The organism is Sphingobacteriales bacterium (assembly GCA_016699615.1).
Lineage (GTDB): Bacteria > Bacteroidota > Bacteroidia > Chitinophagales > JADIYW01 > JADJSS01.
Window position 1 is genome coordinate 736911 of sequence record CP064984.1, and the last position, 14613, is coordinate 751523.

Annotated in this window: 15 protein-coding genes and 2 pseudogenes; all 17 read left to right on the forward strand. The window is 32.2% G+C overall.

Annotated elements, in window-relative coordinates; all coding sequences use genetic code 11:
* Window positions 1-504 precede the first annotated feature (504 nt).
* The 17 genes and pseudogenes from IPK18_03540 (at window position 505) to IPK18_03620 (ending at window position 14480) form a co-directional block, all read left to right on the forward strand.
* Window positions 505-735, forward strand: coding sequence for a hypothetical protein (locus IPK18_03540; protein ID QQR98611.1), 231 nt, complete (start codon window positions 505-507; stop codon window positions 733-735).
* Window positions 732-1067: a hypothetical protein gene (locus IPK18_03545; protein QQR98612.1), complete on the forward strand. Its 336-nt coding sequence runs from the start codon at window positions 732-734 to the stop codon at window positions 1065-1067. The genes IPK18_03540 and IPK18_03545 overlap by 4 nt, the downstream gene beginning before the upstream one ends.
* Window positions 1064-1660: a hypothetical protein gene (locus IPK18_03550; protein QQR98613.1), complete on the forward strand. Its 597-nt coding sequence runs from the start codon at window positions 1064-1066 to the stop codon at window positions 1658-1660. Before IPK18_03545 ends, IPK18_03550 begins: the two co-directional genes overlap by 4 nt.
* Window positions 1635-1913, forward strand: a complete 279-nt coding sequence (locus IPK18_03555; protein QQR98614.1) for a hypothetical protein — start codon at window positions 1635-1637, stop codon at window positions 1911-1913. The genes IPK18_03550 and IPK18_03555 overlap by 26 nt, the downstream gene beginning before the upstream one ends.
* A gap of 106 nt (window positions 1914-2019) precedes the next feature.
* Entirely contained in the window at window positions 2020-2469 is a 450-nt protein-coding gene (locus IPK18_03560; GenBank protein QQR98615.1) for a hypothetical protein, read from the forward strand.
* A gap of 5 nt (window positions 2470-2474) precedes the next feature.
* Window positions 2475-2678 carry a hypothetical protein gene (locus IPK18_03565; protein QQR98616.1) on the forward strand — a complete coding sequence of 68 codons (204 nt, stop codon included), beginning with the start codon at window positions 2475-2477 and terminating at the stop codon, window positions 2676-2678.
* 45 nt (window positions 2679-2723) lie between these two features.
* Window positions 2724-3407 (forward strand): VWA domain-containing protein, encoded by a 684-nt coding sequence (locus IPK18_03570; protein ID QQR98617.1) that lies wholly within the window; start codon window positions 2724-2726, stop codon window positions 3405-3407.
* A 57-nt stretch (window positions 3408-3464) separates the two neighbouring features.
* The gene (locus tag IPK18_03575; GenBank protein QQR98618.1) at window positions 3465-3785 is read left to right on the forward strand and encodes a hypothetical protein; all 321 of its coding nucleotides are present in this window, start codon (window positions 3465-3467) and stop codon (window positions 3783-3785) included.
* A gap of 96 nt (window positions 3786-3881) precedes the next feature.
* A complete protein-coding gene (locus IPK18_03580; GenBank protein ID QQR98619.1) occupies window positions 3882-4475 on the forward strand; it encodes a hypothetical protein in 594 nt (197 codons plus the stop codon).
* 2 nt (window positions 4476-4477) lie between these two features.
* Entirely contained in the window at window positions 4478-5533 is a 1056-nt protein-coding gene (locus IPK18_03585; protein QQR98620.1) for a protein kinase, read from the forward strand.
* Window positions 5534-5536: 3 nt separating this feature from the next.
* Complete coding sequence (locus IPK18_03590) at window positions 5537-6766, forward strand: hypothetical protein (protein QQR98621.1); 1230 nt, start codon at window positions 5537-5539, stop codon at window positions 6764-6766.
* A 574-nt stretch (window positions 6767-7340) separates the two neighbouring features.
* On the forward strand, window positions 7341-8837 hold the full coding sequence (locus IPK18_03595; protein ID QQR98622.1) for a DUF4407 domain-containing protein: 1497 nt from the start codon (window positions 7341-7343) through the stop codon (window positions 8835-8837).
* Between the two features lies 1 nt (window position 8838).
* Entirely contained in the window at window positions 8839-9018 is a 180-nt protein-coding gene (locus IPK18_03600) for a DUF4236 domain-containing protein (protein QQR98623.1), read from the forward strand.
* Window positions 9019-9020: 2 nt separating this feature from the next.
* The gene (locus IPK18_03605) at window positions 9021-9320 is read left to right on the forward strand and encodes a hypothetical protein (GenBank protein ID QQR98624.1); all 300 of its coding nucleotides are present in this window, start codon (window positions 9021-9023) and stop codon (window positions 9318-9320) included.
* Between the two features lie 496 nt (window positions 9321-9816).
* A complete protein-coding gene (locus IPK18_03610) occupies window positions 9817-10419 on the forward strand; it encodes an SAM-dependent DNA methyltransferase (GenBank protein QQR98625.1) in 603 nt (200 codons plus the stop codon).
* Window positions 10400-11939 (forward strand): annotated as a pseudogene (locus IPK18_03615) (Eco57I restriction-modification methylase domain-containing protein). Before IPK18_03610 ends, IPK18_03615 begins: the two are co-directional and overlap by 20 nt.
* Window positions 11920-14480 (forward strand): annotated as a pseudogene (locus IPK18_03620) (GIY-YIG nuclease family protein). Before IPK18_03615 ends, IPK18_03620 begins: the two co-directional pseudogenes overlap by 20 nt.
* The last annotated feature ends 133 nt before the right edge of the window (window positions 14481-14613 follow it).

A 14613-nucleotide genomic window follows, 5' to 3' on the forward strand; every position in this document is an offset into this window, starting at 1 on the left:
CGAAGCATATGGTGGCTTTATTAGGTAATAAGAATTAAGAGAATATTAAATTATATAATTAATTATTCATATTGCGTATTTTAAGTATAAAGATGTAATATAGGCAAAAAAAATTATTGTAGGATATTTAAAATGCGCAAGTATGTATTTGTTATACAATATTGATAATAAGAAGATTATAAAGAAAAAATATTTTTGACAAAAAAATATACGCAATTCAATTTATTGCGTATATTTGTGTGATGTGCAAAAGTCTTCGCTACGCTTCGCCTTTTGCACATCGTGCGGCGGATTACATCCGTTGATGCGTTTAGGCTCGCTACGCTCGACCTTCAACACATCAACGGATTTGCAAAATTACTTCACTTGCAAACTTCGTTTGCAGTTCGTAACTTCGCAAATCCGCCGCACGTTAGCGGTTATGCTATGACAACACAGCAGACCGACAACGGGGAAGCCGAAAACCGATTAGAGTAGGCGTAAAAAAACAAAAAAAGCAAATTTATGGCAGCTAAAACAGCACTTTACATTTTAGGAGGATTATTGCTAATCCCAGGACTTTATCAATTTTATAACATATCGCAACTTGAATCTTTGAATACAGGATTTATGGGAGCTATTGTTGATTCAGTTATAGAACAAAAAAAACAGTTTGGATATATGCTAACTATTGGAGGAAGTATTTTAATAGCCATAGGTTATTTTATTAAACCCAAAAACACAGAAGAAAAATGAAAAAGAATTTAGTTTTAGGATTGTCTATTTTTTTAGTATTAGTTTCTGCCTGTAACAACATTTCAAATCATAAGCACGATGGTTCATACGCTATGAACATAAATGTTTTTGGTGTAAGTGTAAATTCAAAACCCGACTTAATTATAAATGGAAATAAAGCAAAATTTAATGGAGAAATCCACGACTGCTCACAATTTTCAGACAGAATAGAAATTGGTGACAATAAAATAACATTTTCTGTTGTTGACGGAGACTTGATAGTAAATGTTCCTACAATGGGAAAAGTCAGATACATTAAACTTTCAGGACAAACCAATTTTAATGAAGAATGATTAACAATCTAATCAGCACTTATACACAGGACAGACTTCTTAAAGATGCTAAGAGCATTGTTATTCCAAAAAAAGAACAATATTTGACTGCATACAAAGAATTTATTAATTACTTTGAGAATCTTGACAAACTTTCTGAACATCACATAATAATTGGAATTTCCTTTACTTACAGTTGGATGCCAACAATTTTAGATTTTCGTTCCAATAAAATTATTGAAGCCACGCAGATTCTCAATTATGCAAAACAAGGCAACAGACCAAGTTTGACAGAACTAGACATTCTTAAAAGTTGTTTTAATAATTCACTTGTTGGAAGTTCTAAACTCTTACACTTCATAAACCCAAATAAATTTGCAATTTGGGACAGTAGAGTTTACAGATACCTTTTTAATCAAACACCACATTCATACCGTGTTGAAAACAACAACACTTATTTAAACTACCTTTATTTCTGCGACCATCTAATTAACAGTTCAGAGATAAACACATTAAAAAAAATAGTTGAAGAAAAAGTGGGCTATACAATGACTAAAATGAGAGCAATTGAACTAATCTTTTTTTACAATGGGACAAAAAGCACAAACCGCTAACACGGGTTTGGCAAAAGTGGCGGTTCAGTGCTCCGCAGACACATTTGTGGTTAATCAAAGTTTGGTTCTTCGCATCAGCATTTGTGGTAAAAATCGCCACCTTCGCCAAGCCCGAAACCGTTATGCCTCACCCTATGACAACCGTGCTATAAATGAACAAACAGATAAAAATGAAAATAGACAACCAACGCTTCGCAAAATTAAAAGAGGTGCAAGCCAACGCACAAAGCCAACGCTTTTGCACCACATTTAATTTTGCCCCAACGCACCCAAGCCCACCCACCACCCTAAAAACATAGATTATGAATTATTTTTTTAACATTATAACACATTTAATTATCATCACAAGCATTTGCTTAATGGTGTATCATACTTTTTTGTATGTTAGTAAAAAATTAAAAGAAGCTGACGACATAACTGAAGGCTTTTTGTTAGTAGGAACAATTATTTTATCTTCATTTACTTACATAGCTTCCAAAATGTTAGGACTTTCAATTCCGAGTTTACTTTTTGAAGGTTTAGAACAAGCAGATGCTTTATCATTCAAAATTTTATTTGGTAGCATAATATCATCATCTGTTGGTTTTCTTCTATCTTGGTACATTACAAATAAATTATCTGAAGACAAAGACATTGCTATAAGAATTTTGTTGTTCATAATCACTTTAATGATTTTGCTTTTTGGAGATGTTTATATAGGTAGCTGGGGGTTAGGAAGCCAAGATTGTTTTAATAAAGCATTATTACCAAATGTTTTATTTGTAATTGGAGTTTTAAGTTATGCCGTTTTTAACCATAAAAAGAAATAATAAAAATGAATAATTTATTTTGGAAAGGATATTACCTATTTAAAAACCCAAATAAAATTTACCAAAAAGGTAGAGATGACGCATTGAATAATTTACCACGTTATCAATATAAAATAGCTATAATATTCTCTGAATTAAAAAAAACACAAGAAATTTATAATGCAGGATATGATGACGGTTTGAAAGAAAAACTAATTAAAAAAATATAGGAAATCAATATACAACTAATTTTTAACAATTTAAATTTAAACAGAATGAGTAATCAAGGATTAAAGTACAATGTAGATATTGTTTTCTGCATTGATTGTACAGGAAGTATGGGTGGCATACTTGATACAGTAAAAGCAAATGCTTTAAAATTTTATCCAGACCTTCAAAAAGCACTTGAAGAGAAAGATAAGAATGTAGAAAATTTAAGAATTAAAGTAATTGCATACAGAGATTTTTACTGCGATGGAGATAATGCGGTAAAGCAATTAGATTTTGTTGATATGAAATCAAATGGGGAAACATTTAACTCTTTTATTAGTCATTTAGAACCTGATGGCGGTGGAGATGAACCTGAAAATGGACTCGAAGCCCTTGCATTAGCCATAAATTCAGATTGGACAAAAGACGGAGATAGACAAAGACATATTATTGTAGTTTATTCTGATGCTTCTACACATCCATTAGAAAAAAATGCTGGTTCAAAACCTTCAAATTATCCAAATGATATGCCTAGGGATTTTAATGAATTAACTGATTGGTGGGAGGGTCAATCGCATATGCCTAATAACTCTGCAAAAAGATTGATTTTGTTTGCTCCTGATAGTAATTCTTGGACAGACATAGCTACACATTGGAATACTACAATTCACCATCCATCTAAAGCAGGTAATGGTTTGTCAGATTTAGATTATGGAACAATTTTAAGTGCAATAGTTAATAGCATATAATCAAATACTAAAAGCGAATGGTAGATAATTCAATCTACCATTCTTAAACAATAAAAGATGGATTTAATTATTGATATACCTAAAAAAGAAAATTTTGGAGAAGATGCTCCTCCAATTAATTTGGAAGTATCTTTAAAAAATAGAGTAATTTCTGTATTTGATGGTCTTGGTGGTTCGGGCAGTACAATTTATGAAGAAAATGGCGAAAAAAAGACAGGTGCTTATATTAGTTCTAGAGTTGTAGCTACAGTAGTTCTTGATTATTTTGATAATTTAAAAAATCAAAACACGACTTATGAAGTCAATGCCGAATTTATTGAAAATTTAAAAACTCAAATAATAACTGCACTTGAAGAAAAACTGAAACTACAAAAATAGGAAGTTTCAAAACTGAAAAGCAGTTTAATTAGAACATTCCCAACAACATTAGCTTTAATACATTGTGATTTTGAGGACAATAAAACAAAATTAGATGTGATATGGGCTGGTGATTCAAGAGCTTATGTTTTAAAACCCGATAAAGGACTTATTCAACTCTCAAAAGATGATTTAAAATTAGATAATGATCCATTTGAAAATCTAAAAAACGACTCACCTCTATCAAATATGATTTGTCTCGAAAATGATTTTAAACTAAACCATAAAACTTATTTTTTTGAAAATCTATTATTAGCAATTGTTGCAACCGATGGTTGTTTTGGGTATTATTCTACTCCAATGCATTTTGAATATTATTTATTGAAGACTATAATGGATTCTAACAATGAATTAGAATTTAAAGATAAATTAGAACAAGAATTTTCAAAAGTTTCAGGTGATGATTTTAGTTTGTCACTAACTAGTATTTTTGATAAAAATTTTAATGAAATTAAAGAAGTTTTCAGAAATAGATTTGAAGAAGTCTATCAATACTTTATGAAAGATATTTTAGATTTAGAAAGTAAAATTAAAAATTTAAATAGAACGATACTAGAAAATGAGAATAAAAAAAATCTTTTAGAACAACAAAAAAATGTAAAAAATCTGGAGTTATGGACAGAATATAAATTAACGAACTTTAACCTATAATTATGCACAAAGGAGATTTAATAGGAGGATATGAAATATTAAAAGATTTTCTTGTAGCAGGAGGAATGAGTAAAATATCATTTGCCAAAAAAGGTGGAACTGAATATTTTATAAAAGAATTTTTGTCACCAAGATTTCCCGTGCCTGGAAGTCCAGGAAGTCCTGCTACAATAGAAAAAAGAAGAAAAAATTGTACTGATTTTGAAAACCATCATAATAAATTAAATAAGGAAATTGCTAAAAAAGTTGCTTTTGGTGGTAACCTTGTTTATGCTGTAGATTTTTTTAGAGCTCATACTTCCTATTATAAAATAACAGAAAAAATAGATATAACTTCTTTTTCAACCGCTGATATTTCAAAACTTTCAATTGATAAAATCTTAATAATTATGAAAACCGTAACTCATAGTTTAAAGATTTTACACGATTTAAAAATTGTTCACGGTGATTTAAAACCTGATAATATTTTGATAAAAAAAACAACTGCAGGTGGTTATACAACAAAACTTATAGATTTTGACAATAGTTACTTTTCAAGTGAACCACCAAAGAATACTGAAGAAGTTGTTGGAACACCTGAATACTATTCACCAGAATTGGCATTTTATATAGAAGACGGTGAAACAGAAGAAGATAGAAAAAAATTAACTGTACAATCCGATATTTTTGCATTGGGTGTAATTTTTTGTGAATATTTAACTGGTAACAAACCAATTTTTAATAAAAAGTACAATTACACTTGGGAAGCTGTAAATAATAAAGAAATATTAAATTTTAAAGGTGGTCTTAAAACAAAAAAATTAGATTCACTTATTAATGATATGCTTTCAATTGATTTTGACAAACGCCCTAATATTTCTCAAGTATTTGATATACTTAAATCATCTGACTTATTGTTAGAAGAAGTTATCTCAAAACCAATAATTGAAGAAGAAGAAAAACCCGTGTCAGGTTTACGAATAAGTAAAAATCTAAAAGCAACAGATATTGATAAAAAAAGCGATGACATAAAACCATCTAAAGGATTGATAATTAAAGGGCTAAATACAGATAAGTAAAATATGAGTGAATCAAAATGGCAATGTAATTATGATGATCACATTAATAAGTTTTCAGAGCAAACTTGTGAAATATGTGGTAATCATCGCCCTGTTATTGTAGAATTTACTTATCATATTTTAGAAGAATTTGGCACCATAAAAGTACGTTGGTCAATTGAAAATTTCAAAAAAGGGAATTTAAAATTTGGAAGAAAAAATATTGATATTACAGATAGTAAAAGTGAAATTATTCTAAAAGACATAAGACATCGTAAAAAGATAGTTCTATATATTGAAAATGATACTTGTGAAATAACTGAGGATAAAATTATACTTTTAAAAGAGCCTGAAATTGTAAATTTTAATTCAAACATTTTAAAGGTTCTGGAAAACTCTTTTATTGATTTGACTTGGGATACAAAAAATGCTACTAATGTAACAATTAGTACCTTGGGTTCAGTTTCTTTATCTGGTTTTATAAAATCAACAAAACCTAAATCATCTTTTAAAATAATTGCAGAAAACGAAGTTGGTAAGACCGAACAAGATCTGAAAATTGAAGTCCTTCCACTTCCAAAAATAAAAGAATTTAGAGCAAAACACCAAAAAATTGAATTTGGAAAAGAAACTGAAATTGTTTGGGATTTTGAAAATGTAGAAAAAGTAGAGTTGCACTATGCAGGAAATTTAGAGGTTTTATCAAATAAAGGGAACAAAGTAATTTCTCCATCAGAAGATACAAATTATAAAATTATTTTTACTGCATTAGATCGTGTAACAAAAGAAGAGAAAACGCTGAAAGTTCAAGTATTTAAGCGAATTGAAATTGAAACTTTTACTACAGATTATGAATATATTGTTGAATCTCTGCCAATCGAGTTAAATTGGAAAATTAACAATGCTTCTAGTATAAAACTTTGCTCAAATATTGACAAGGAAATTGATGTAACAACTAAAAATAAAATATCTCTAAAGCCGAAGAGAAATCAATATTTTTATTTAAAAGCAAGTAATGACTTATTTACCATAGAAAGTGAAAAAATAAATATAGAGGTACAAAATCTTCCTACGCTTCCAAGATTTGAAAATATTATTCCAACAGGTAAAGAATTAATACCTGTTTTTACTTTGGATTTTTCGGAAAATGTAAACAATATTCTTACAGAAAGTCAAATTAGTTTTCAAAAAGCAATTAAAAATAATAAAAGATTTAATTTATTTGAAACCTTAAAAACTATATTGAGTAAATGATGAATATTCTACAAAAAAATATGTGTAAAGTTGCAGGCTTTGATAATTTTATCGTTAACCATTGTTCTACGCAATATAATTCCCTTTCTTCAATTGGCATTTTCTTTATATTTCAATACTTAGTAATTTTTATTTCGTCTTTTGTGTTTTTTAATGACTTTGTATATTCTAACGTTTTTACATCTATATTATCAAGTATTGTAATTTTATTTTTCTTCATAAGAATCGTGAGAATTTTCACAAAACAACTTCAAAAGGTATTCAAATTTAGTGTTTTGATTGTCATTTTATTTATTAATGTTTTGATTTTATTAATAATAACAACAATTTTAAATTTAAAAATTTTGAAACAGAAATTTTTTATGACTTGATAATAAAAGGAGACGATTATGGTAATTATAAAATAATAAAACACCTATTTTCATTATACTATCAAGTTAAAACATCTGAAAACGCAATGGTTATAATTCTATTTTGGATAGCAAAATTTTTGTTATTACAATTTATCTTTATTAAACCTTATTTTCAAATTTATTCAACAAGAAAAACAATATATAATACAATAAGAAAAATTATGAGCAAAACTTCTAAATCAAAATCAAAAAGTTTTGAGAAAAAGTATTCAAAAATTCAATACTTTTTTTGGTTATTATCTGGAGCTGAAATTAGTATATTAAAAGATTGTCCAACAGATTACAATAGACAAGCTGGTATAGGTTTTACTATATTTATGACCACTTTATTAGCTTTTTTTTCAGGAAGTTATGCAGGTTATTACTTTGGCGAAAGTTATGTTACATCAGTAGTTTTTGGGATTATTTGGGCTTCATTGATATTTAGTATTGATAGAAGTATGGTTGTAACTTTAAAAAAAGACCCAACTAAAAAAGAACAAAATTTTTGGATTCCTTTTTTATCAAGAGCAGTTTTAGCTATACTTATTGCATTTATCATTTCAATACCTTTAGAATTACTCATATTTAGAGATAGTATTGATATTCACAAAAATAAATTTAAGCAAGACAAAACTTTGAATATTATTTATGGACAAAGTACTATTGAAGATATTGACGGTAAAAAAGAAATATCGAGTAATTTAGAAGGAAATATTAATGAATTAAACAATTTATTATCCAAAGGTGAGCCTCAAAATGATGTAGAATATGATAACCTTAAAAGAGAATTTAAGAATTCAGAAAGTCAATATATTTCATACAAAAACAAATACAATAATCTAAACTCTCAAGCCATAAACGAATATAATAATGGAAATATGGAGAGATATTACCAAATTTCTAATCAGAGAAGTATTGCTAAAAATAATATGGCAAATTATGGTAATAAAAATTATTTCCCTAAAAAAAGAGAGTTAGAAGTTTATATAAAAAACTGGGTAGAAGAAAGAAAAAAAGAACTTGTTGATTTAGGAGAAGAAAAGAAAAAGATAAATGACAAAATTAAAAAAGGAACTGACAAAGTAGAAAGTGCAGGTTCTAAAATAGATTCAATTCTTTCAAAACACGATAATAGTTTTGTGTTTAATTTTATGGTATTAGAAGATTTAGCAAAAACACATCGTAAAGTATTAAAACCTGTTGTAAAGAAAAATATTGATTCATTATCAAATAAAAATACAACAGATAGTTTATCAGTAACTGTAGCATCAAATAATCAACCATCAGAAATTCAACCATCAAAATTAGAATGGGTTAGCGAATATGATTCTGAAGGTGCAACTATTTTATTTTTACTTTGGCTCATTAGAATTTTATTTTTTACCATTGAAATTCTTCCAACTATTGCAAAAATTGCTACTCCAATTGGTGCTTACGACAGAGCAATATACAGAAAAGAGAAGGATTTAGAAATGGAACTTGACGAAAAAACATCAGAGTATTTATTACATCAACAAAAATTAAGGGAAATTGAATTTGAAGCAGAGCAAAAACAACTTAAAGACAGAGTGAAAATAGAAAATGAACTTCATAAAGAACTTATTACAGAGATTGCTTCTGTTCAAAATGAAGTAGCAAGAAAAAAAATAGATGACTTTAAAAATAAACATTTGTAATATGGCATTTAGATGGCGTAAATCTTTTAATTTAGGACCAATTAGAACCACATTATCTAAAAAAGGAGTTGGGTCAAGTTTTGGTTTTTTAGGTTTTCGTTTTGGTGTTAGTCCAGACGGTAGAAAGTATTGGAGTTTTGGCATTCCGAATACAGGTTTATATTACATTAAATATTATTGAGTATGAATAAAGCAATAAAAATAGTTCTAGCAGTTTTATTTTTTCTGTGTTTAGCCAATATGCATTATGGTTTTTACCAGTTTGTAAGGTTTGCAGGTCTAGTTGGTTTTGCAATTTTAGCATATCAAGCACACGAACAAGGCAGACAGACAGAAATAATAATTTACGGTGGACTTGCCTTGCTATTTCAACCATTTTTTAAAATTGCACTTGGCAGAGAGATTTGGAACATCGTTGACGTAGTAGTAGGAATAGGACTTACAATATCAATATTTATGAAATCAAAGGAAAGCCCACGCTAAAAGCAAGCACATTTGCAATTCGCACAAGCCAACGCACAGACCAAAAATTGCAAAAGAGCTTGCTTTACCAACGCAGACAAAACCTACAAGAAATGACAACAAATCAGACGACAGAAAAAGAAGGGCGAAGGCATAACATCGGTTTTGCAAAATGGCGGGTTTCGTGCTTCTATGACAGTTTAGTGCAAGGTTCAAATTCAGTTTTTCAAATGAACATTTGTGCTGAAAATCCGCCACTTCGCAAAGCCGCGGGACGTTATCGGTCAGTGTAAAAAAGCCGACCCGCAAATGGCACATTTGGTTTTTGTCGACACACGAGCCAACGCTCAAAAAACCAAAAGAGCCATTTTTTGCCAACGCACGGACAGACGACAAGACAGAAAAAGTAACTTAGACGACTGAAAATATTAAAAATAAAAAGTGACTGAATTAACAGAAAATATAAAACCAGACAACCAAGTAAAATCCAAAAAAGCGGGTTACTGACCACGGGGAAGTGTTTACTAACCAACGTGAAGTAAACGCTATGCTCGATTTGGTGAAACACGAAACAGAACGCATTGACTCCCGATTTTTAGAACCTGCTTGCGGAAACGGCAACTTTTTAGCAGAAGTTTTGAGACGAAAATTAGCAGTTGTTGACAGCCGATACAGCAAAAGTCAAGTGGAGTGGGAACGCTATTCTGTGATTGCTGTATCGAGCATTTACGGAGTGGACATTTTGGAAGACAACGCCCAAGAATGCCGAGACCGTTTGCTTGGAATTTATACCGATTGGTATTCTAAAGTATTCAAGCAAGTAAAAAATGAGTGTATTCGTTCTGTTCGATTTTTATTGAGCAGAAACATACTTTGGGGCGATGCATTGGACTTTACCAATCCCGAAACCAAACAACCCATTGTGTTTTCTGAATGGAGTGCCGTAAACGGCTCTATGCTGAAACGCAGAGATTATATGTTCAAATTTCTAGTTGAGAAAACTCACCAGTTTTCAATGTTCAATGACGAAGGCAACGCAGCAGCCATTGACGAACCTGTAAAGGATTTTCCGCTTATTCATTTTTTAAAACTTGGCGAAGATGATTCAAACGAATTATAACCCAGATGTACTCTCTTGCCTTGCTAATTTGAGCAATGATGAAGTATTCACACCACCCGGTTTGGTAAACGACATTTTGGACTTGCTCCCAGCCGAATTGTGGAGCAACCCCAACGCCAAGTTTTTAGACCCTGTTTCTAAAAGTGGTGTGTTTTTGCGTGAAATGACTAAGCGACTAATGCACGGTTTGGAAAACCAAATACCCGACAAACAGGAACGCATTAACCACATTTTTAGCCAACAGTTGTATGGCATTGCCATTACCGATTTAACTGCTTTGCTTTCTCGCAGAAGCGTGTATTGCTCCAAAACAGCCAATGGCAAATACTCCATTTGCGAAACCTTTGATGATGAACAAGGAAACATTCGCTACAAAAGAATGAAACATACTTGGCAAAACGGAAAATGTACCTATTGCGGTGCAAGCCAAGAAGTGTACGACCGAGAAGATGCTTTGGAAACATACGCTTACAATTTTATTCACACAGACAAACCTGAAAAAATATTCAATATGAAGTTTGACGTTATCGTTGGAAATCCACCTTATCAATTGAGTGATGGTGGTGATAGTAATGAAGAAGCAAGAACAAGGGGGGGGGCAATTCCTCTTTACCATAGATTTGTACAACAAGCAAAAAAGTTAAATCCCAAGTATTTAACAATGATTATTCCCTCCCGTTGGTTCGCAGGGGGCAGGGGGCTTGATGAATTTAGAGATGAAATGTTAAAAGACAGTAGAATATCCAAAATTGTTGATTATCCTGTTTCTTCGGAATGTTTTCCAGGGGTAGAAATTAAAGGTGGGGTATGTTACTTTCTATGGGAAAAAGATTACAAGGGTCAGTGTGAAGTTAAAACAAAACGTGGTGAAAATGTTTCAATATTAACCAGACCATTATTAGAAAAAAACAGTGACATTTTCGTAAGATACAACGAAGCAATTTCAGTCCTTAGAAAAGTTAAGTCTCTAAATGAAAAAACATTTAGTGAGTTAGTAAGCACACAAAAACCATTTGGATTTAGAACATTTTTTAAGGGCAAAAACAATTCTTTCAAAGGGTCAGTTAAAATATATGGCAATAAGAATGTAGGTTATATTTCATCAGATGAAGTAGTCCAAAATAAAGATTGGGTAAAAGAACATAAAATTTATATTACAATGGCTTACGGTGCTGGCGAAGATTTTCCCCACCAAATAATAAACAAGCCATTTTATGGTGAGCCGAATAGTTGTTGCACAGAAACATATCTTGTTATTGGTCCCTTCTCGACTGAAAAAAGGACATTGAATGTTCTTTCTTACATTCAAACTAAGTTTTTTAGGTTCTTAGTTTTATTGAGAAAAACACTCAACACACGCCAAAGGTGTATACCAGTTTGTTCCTACTCAAAATTTTGATGAACCTTGGACAGACGAAAAACTCTACAAAAAATATGGCTTAACAGAAGATGAAATTGCTTTCATAGAAAGTATGATTCGCCCAATGGATTTATCACAAAATGGTGGAGAAGATGAGTAAAAAAGAATTTTTTCCACCCCGACCATCCACCAATCCAACCATTTATGCTTATGAGTTGGTCGGTGTGGCTACGCACAAGGATTTACTCAAAATCGGCTATACCGACCGTGATGCACAAACACGTATCAAAGAACAGTTAGGCACGGCAGCCATTCCATACAAAATTGTATTTGAAGAATCGGCAATGAAGCGTGACGGTAGTTCTTTTACCGACCACGAAGTACACCGATTGTTGAGAGAATGGAAAGTAGTAAACGAAAGCGGAGAATGGTTTAAATGCAGCTTAAACGACTTGCGTAGAGCCATTCACCAAATCAAAACAGGCGAAAAAACAGAAGAGAATCGTGTCCTTACTTTCGGTATGAGACCCGAACAGGAAGAAGCCGTAAATAAGTCAATCGCCTATTTCAAGAGTTTCAAGAAAGAAAACAAAGACAGAACACCCCATTTCCTTTGGAATGCCAAAATGCGTTTCGGAAAAACGTTTGCCAGTTACCAATTGGCAAAAAAAATGGGCTGGAAAAAAGTGTTGGTACTTACTTTTAAACCAGCCGTTGAAGATGCTTGGAAAGAAGATTTACTTTCTCACGTTGACTTTAAAGGTTGGCAATTTATTTCCAAACACGCTGATGAACTATCAAGCCAAGATATTGACACCAAAAAACCGTTGGTCTGCTTTGGTTCGTTTCAGGATTTTTTAGGCAAGAACACCAACACAGGCGGTATCAAAACAAAAAACGAATGGGTACACGCCACCGTGTGGGATTGTATCATTTTTGACGAATATCATTTTGGGGCTTGGCGAGAAAACGCCAAAGATTTATTCGGTAAAGATTTAGAAGCCGAAAAAGAAATTGAAGAATACAAAAAGATTGAAAAAGAAGGGATTGCCGAAGAAGACAAAGCGGAACACTTAGAGAAGATAATTCCAATCAGCACCAATCATTATTTGTATTTGTCAGGCACTCCGTTTCGTGCTATTAGTTCGGGCGAATTTATCGAAGAACAAATTTTTAATTGGACGTATTCTGACGAGCAAAGGGAAAAAGAAAATTGGGACAATTCAAAAGGGGCAAATCCTTATGCAGCCTTACCAAGAATGGTAATGCTCACGTATCAATTGCCTGATTCCATTCGCCAAATTGCTATGCAAGGTGAGTTTGACGGCTTTGATTTAAACATATTCTTTAAAGCCGAGGGCGAAGGACGAAAAGCACATTTCAAATACGAAGATGAAGTACAAAAATGGTTGGATTTAATTCGGGGTTCGTTTAGCGAAACCACCGTTGACCATTTGAAGATGGGAGCAAAAAAACCGCCTTTGCCGTTTTCACACGCTCCATTACTCAAAGTGCTGAATCACACGTTTTGGTTTTTGCCAACCGTTGCAGCGTGCAACGCAATGGCATTGTTACTTGAAAGACGACAAAATATATTTTACCACGATTACGAAGTGGTAGTTGCAGCAGGAACACAAGCAGGAATTGGAATAGAAGCATTGCCACCAGTATTAGATGCAATGACCGACAATCCATTGGAATCAAAAACTATTACGCTTTCGTGCGGTAAACTCACCACAGGTGTATCGGTAAAACCGTGGACAGGCATTTTTATGTTACGTAATTCTTCCAGTCCTGAAACCTATTTTCAAGCGGCATTTCGTGTACAAACGCCTTGGGTTATTAAAAACCCCGACTGCAAATCACCCAACAAAGAAGAAATATTAAAAGAAGAATGTTACGTTTTTGACTTTGCACCCGACCGTGCATTAAGACAAATTGCCGATTATAGTTGCCGACTTAATGTGAACGAATCAAACCCCGAAACAAAAGTTGCAGAGTTTATCAACTTCCTGCCTGTATTGGCTTATGACGGCAGTTCAATGAAGCAAGTAGATGCAGCGGGAATTTTAGATATGGCAATGAGCGGTACAACCGCAACGCTTTTGGCAAGACGTTGGGAAAGTGCCTTGCTTGTAAACGTGGACAACAACACACTTGCCCGGCTTATGGCAAATGAAGAAGCAATGAAAGCTTTAATGAGCATTGAAGGCTTCAGGAATTTGAATCAGGACATTTAAACCATTATCAATAAATCGGAAGCAGTAAAAAAAGCAAAGAAAGAAGCCAACGACCGAGAACTAACCAAGAAAGAGAAAAAGAACTTTCAGACGAAGAAAAGGAATACAAGAGCCTAAGAAAGCAAATCCAAGAAAAGCTAATCAAGTTCGCTACTCGTGTACCTGTGTTTATGTATCTGACTGATTACCGAGAAAGAAGTCTAAAAGACGTAATCACGCAGTTAGAGCCAGGGCTTTTCAAAAAAGTAACAGGACTTTCGGTAAAAGACTTTGAATTATTGGTAAGTCTTGGCGTGTTCAACTCTGCCTTGATGAATGATGCCGTTTACAAATTCAAACGCTACGAAGATGCAAGTTTGGAATATATCGGAATCAACAGACACGAAGGCGAAGATGTTGGTCTATTTGACACAGTATTAAGCCGACAAGATTATGAAGAGAGTTTTGTAAATGAAGATTAAATTATGAGAAGTCTATTTGAAAAAGAAGAAAAAGAAATTGCCTTAAATCAACTCAAACTTGATTTGATTTCTCGTTTCTATCCTTTTCAAAAGATGACATTTTACAGTACAAGTCAATTCTAAACTTTGACCG